The sequence below is a fragment of the Sandarakinorhabdus sp. genome, from assembly GCF_041689835.1.
Lineage (GTDB): Bacteria > Pseudomonadota > Alphaproteobacteria > Sphingomonadales > Sphingomonadaceae > Sandarakinorhabdus.
In genome coordinates this window covers 1-3,956 of record NZ_JBDNFM010000122.1, presented here as the reverse complement: position 1 = coordinate 3,956, position 3,956 = coordinate 1, and the positions used below count along the sequence as shown (strand labels likewise).

The window sequence follows — 3,956 nt, the reverse complement described above, 5'->3', positions numbered from 1 at the left end:
CGCGACGCTAGAGAGAGGCGTGCGCAGGCGCAATACAGTCAAACTGCGAGGGCGGCGCTGCGTTCAGCGGTAGGCGTAGATGACTTCGTCGGTCTGGCCGCCGGCAAAGCCGAACATCTGGCCCTTGCTGTCGGCTGATTGGCTGGCCAGGCGCGGGTGGCCGTCCGGGCCGAGGCGGTAATCGCTGATCTGTTCGAAATTGGTGACCTTGATCAGCAGGTTCAGCTTGAAATTCTCGCGCGCACTCACCTTGAGGCGAGCGACATAGGGCCTGCCGTCATTGTTGGCGATCACGGCTTCACCCGACAGGTGACTGGAAATGTCAGATGTGTCGGCGCTCACGGTGCCGGCCGGCAACACCGGGATTTTCAACACTTTGCGGCCGTCGCCGTCCACCGAAATAGCCGAAGCGGCGGCCATCAGCGCCGCCAGGCGGTGATAGCCAGGCACGGGGTTGGCGGCCGTGGCCTTGCGAAACGTCTTGAGATGGCTGGCGCTCGGCAGCTTGCCGTTAACGGTGACCAGCGCCCAGCACCTGCCGTCCCAACGCTCGACCGTGACGGTTTTTTCCTTGATGCCGGGGCCGCGGCGGACGGCGGTGGTGGTGCGATCGAAGGATATGGTTGCCGCATCGGCAGCGCGGGCTTCGGTGATGATGGCGTCGCGCAGCGGTTCCAGGCGCACTTCGTCGGCCGGGACTGCCGCCATCAACAGACTGGCCAACAGGGGCATGACGAAGGCGCAGCTTTTCAACATTTGACACCTGATAACCCGGCGGTTTGGCCAATCACAAGTTTGTTACACGCCTGCGCGCCGACAGGCCGTGTTTGGCAGAACGCCGTTGTATTGCAGCATCACCTGTTGCCGATTTATGAACAGGCGGATTTTTGCATGCCGAAAGGTGCCAACCCATCGCCATTTCAGCGCCATTTCAGCGCCTTATCAACGCAGCATCGTGTAGGTTGTTTCCGAGCGGGTGGTGCCCTGTTTGCCGAATTGCGCCCCGGCGATGGCCCGCACGGCCCGCGCCAGATAAGGACGGCCATCGCTGCCAAGCTTGTAATCGTAGATGATCTCCAGGCTGTCGAGCTTGGCGACCATGAAGAACGACAATGGCTTTGGCAGCACGATGCGGGCGCGGGAGATGAAGGGCTGAGCGGCGCTGGTGTCGACAAGGAACTCGCCCGACAGATTGGCCGACACATCCTTGCCGACATTCACAGTGCCTTTCGGCAGCGAGGTGAGGCGATACACAGTGCGGCCCTGCACATCGGTTTGCCGCACCGCGCCGGTTTTCAAGAATTCGGCCAGCCGGTGATAGCCAGGCACCGGGAGCGCTGCGGTGGCCTTGCGAAACTCGGCCGCCTGCTTGGCTTCTGGCGGTTTGCCATCGACGCTGAGCAGAGTGAAGGCCCGGCCGTCCCAGCGATCGATGCGCATGCGGGTGCCGCTTTCGCCGCCATCTTGGCGGGTAACGGTGCGTGAGGATCGTTCAAAAGCCATCGCGGCTGGCGGCAAGGCGCCGGCAGCCGCGATGATCTGGGCCAGCATCGGATCGGGCGGCGGCGCAGCGCCAACCAGGATCAACAAGGCAGCACAACCGATTGCGGCCGCAGAGAAAAACCGTTTCACCATTTCAGCTGCCTAAACCGGGTGCTGGCGTCGTGCAATCACAACACACACGGGCGCTCGCTCGGCAGGCTAGGCCTTGCTTGCCGACATCAGCCCGTCGCTGGCCGCGCGATTACCCGGACGCTGCGCCAGCGCGCGGCGGAAATCGGCGGCTGCAGCGGCGGCATCGCCCGTCGCCAGCCGCAACTGGCCGGACAGGATCGACACCGGCATCGGCCACAGCGGCGGCTCGGAATAGGGCAGATTGGCCTCGATGGCTTCGGCGGCGCCATAGGCCCGCAGTGCGCCGGCCACGTCGCCGCGCACCGCCGCGATGCGGCCGCGGGCCACGGCGTCGGCAATGGCGGCAAATTCCATGTTACCGCTGCCGCGCCGGTCGCCGCGCCGGCTACCCTCGGGGCGTTCGAGCGCGTCGCGGGCGCCGCGCAGCGCCGTCAATTCGCCGTGCGCCCCATCAAGATTGCCGCTCATGGCCAAGGCTTCGGCGCGCACGCCGTGCCAGGCGAGGGTGAGCCGGCGCAGGCGGGATTCGGGGCGGGGCAGGGCGAGGATTTGTGCCGGCGACAGAAAATAGGCGCGGGTGTGCAGCGCGGTCACCAGCCGCATTTCGAGCCATGGGGAGCGGGCGACGGCCGCCGACGTGATCGCGGCTTCCAGCCCGGCGGCGGCAGCCAGCGCGGTTTTCTTGTCGTTGATCTGGACAGCGGCCGAGGCGAGGAAGTGGGTGTGGTGGTTGAAATAGCCGTAAAACTGCGGATCGGCGCCCACGGCGCGGGCATAGGCTTCATCGGCCAGCACCGCCTGCTGGTTGGCGGCGATGGCATCGGCAAAGCGGCCGATGCGATACCAGGTGTGGCTGGGCATGTGCACCATGTGCGGTGCCCCCGGTGCGAGGCCTCCCAGCCGCGCCGCCGGCCCAGCGGCGCGAGCGGGGTTGGCAGACGCTTCGGTGAGGTGGATCAGCAGGTGGATGGCTTGGGGTTGATTGGGAGAGCGGGCCAATATCGTCTCCACCAGCGCCAGCGCGGTACCGGCGCGGGCCTTGGGGGTTTTGCCGTCGGCTTCCCAATAGTCCCAAGGCTGGCTGGTCATGATGGACTCGGCGGCCAGAATCGCCATCAGATCATCATCCGGCCAGCGCGCCGCAAGGGCGATCATTGTATCGGCATAAAGATCGCCGTGAACGCCGTCCTTGTTGCCGCCGGGGGCGTGGCGGGCGTGCACCGCGTCCATCAGCGCGCGGTCGCGCTGCGAAAGCCGGTTGCTGCCCAGCGCGTGGGCGGTGAGGGCACGGGCGGTGAGGGCGCGGGCTTCGGCGATGGTTTCGGCGTTGATAGGCCCGCTGTTGATATACGGCCCCAGCGCCAGCGCCTCGCCCCAGTTGCACATGGTGCAATCTGGATCCAGCCGCCGGGCTTCACGGAAGCTTTTGAGCGCCTCGTCATAGTCGAAGCCCCAAAGCTGGCCGAGGCCCTGATCGAAAAAGGCCTGGGCCACCTGCACGTCGCTAACCGCCATGTGCGCCGGGGTGAGGCCGGGGACCAGCACGATGCGGGCACTGGTTGCCGCGCCCGCGCCTTCGCTTGCTTGCCCGCAAATGTTGGCCGCCAGCGCTGTAGCCAAAACCACATTGGCCAGAGGGGGTGCTGGTGCTGCCGACGTGCAGAGCAGCATGGCGGTGACGGCGGCGGCTGAGCGAATGATCATGCCCCAATCGTGGAACAGGCGGCTGCACTTGGCAACCGCCTGTCTTTTGGCGCCTGTTGATCACATCGGCAATCGGGTTCGCCTCAAACGTCGAGGAAGCTGCGCATCTTGCGGCTGCGCGAGGGGTGTTTCAACTTGCGCAGCGCCTTGGCTTCGATCTGGCGAATGCGTTCGCGCGTCACACTGAACTGCTGGCCTACTTCTTCTAGCGTGTGATCGGTGTTCATGCCGATGCCAAAACGCATGCGCAGCACACGTTCTTCACGCGGGGTGAGGCTGGCCAGCACGCGCGTCACCGTTTCCTTCAGATTTGAATGGATGGCGGCGTCCACGGGGATCACGGCGTTCTTGTCTTCGATGAAATCGCCCAGATGGCTGTCTTCCTCGTCGCCGATCGGCGTTTCGAGGGAGATTGGCTCCTTGGCGATCTTCATCACCTTGCGCACCTTTTCCAGCGGCATCGACAACCGCTCGGCCAGTTCTTCGGGCGTCGGCTCGCGGCCGATTTCGTGCAGGATTTGCCGGCTGGTGCGCACCAGCTTGTTGATCGTTTCGATCATGTGCACCGGAATGCGGATAGTGCGGGCCTGATCGGCAATGCTGCGGGTGATCGCCTG

At 65.1% G+C, this 3,956-nt stretch carries 4 protein-coding genes; all 4 read right to left on the bottom strand.

Annotation, left to right across the window (positions count from 1 at the left end; translation table 11 throughout):
- Window positions 1-63 precede the first annotated feature (63 nt).
- On the bottom strand, window positions 64-723 hold the full coding sequence (locus tag ACESL8_RS06590; protein WP_372917064.1) for a hypothetical protein: 660 nt from the start codon (window positions 721-723) through the stop codon (window positions 64-66).
- A 219-nt stretch (window positions 724-942) separates the two neighbouring features.
- Entirely contained in the window at window positions 943-1,635 is a 693-nt protein-coding gene (locus ACESL8_RS06585; RefSeq protein WP_372917062.1) for a hypothetical protein, read from the bottom strand.
- 66 nt (window positions 1,636-1,701) lie between these two features.
- Entirely contained in the window at window positions 1,702-3,339 is a 1,638-nt protein-coding gene (locus ACESL8_RS06580) for a hypothetical protein (RefSeq protein WP_372917060.1), read from the bottom strand.
- An 83-nt stretch (window positions 3,340-3,422) separates the two neighbouring features.
- Window positions 3,423-3,956 (bottom strand): sigma-70 family RNA polymerase sigma factor (locus ACESL8_RS06575; protein WP_372917058.1); only part of this gene is annotated, 534 nt, incomplete at its 5' end.

Excerpts from the sequence above, each read along its gene's own strand:
- ACESL8_RS06585 (WP_372917062.1), bottom strand. The coding sequence starts at position 1,635 with ATGGTGAAACGGTTTTTCTCTGCGGCCGCAATCGGTTGTGCTGCCTTG.
- ACESL8_RS06580 (WP_372917060.1), bottom strand. The coding sequence starts at position 3,339 with ATGATCATTCGCTCAGCCGCCGCCGTCACCGCCATGCTGCTCTGCACG.